Origin of the sequence: Halalkalibacter lacteus (assembly GCF_036663595.1) — a bacterium.
Lineage (GTDB): Bacteria > Bacillota > Bacilli > Bacillales > Bacillaceae_D > Halalkalibacter > Halalkalibacter lacteus.
Genome location: NZ_JAWRVL010000185.1, coordinates 1 through 275, shown reverse-complemented (window position 1 = coordinate 275; position 275 = coordinate 1). Strand labels below are relative to the sequence as shown.

The following is a 275-nucleotide window of genomic DNA, read 5'->3' as shown; positions in this document are numbered from 1 at the left end:
GCCAGGCTTCCTCAATCGCCAGTTCATGAAGCTGCTTTTCCGCTCGTCCGAGGTTCTCGACCAGCGGTCGCTCCAAGGAACAATCGAGCGTGCGGTGCACCGGCGGGGGTGGCGGCGGAGGCTCGGCCGCCTTCTCTTCCTGTTTACGACGTCGCGTCATCAACCAGACCAGGGCCGCGGTCCACATACGCAGCGCCAGCATGGCGGTCCAACGAACGCCGTCGGAGCGGCTGGACTTGAGAACAATGGAAATGCCCGACATTGCCAGCCCGGCA

At 64.0% G+C, this 275-nt stretch carries 1 protein-coding gene; it reads right to left on the bottom strand.

Annotation, left to right across the window (positions count from 1 at the left end; all coding sequences use genetic code 11):
• Positions 1-275: hypothetical protein (locus tag SAZ04_RS22000; protein ID WP_332699708.1), on the bottom strand; the 275-nt coding region annotated here is incomplete at both ends.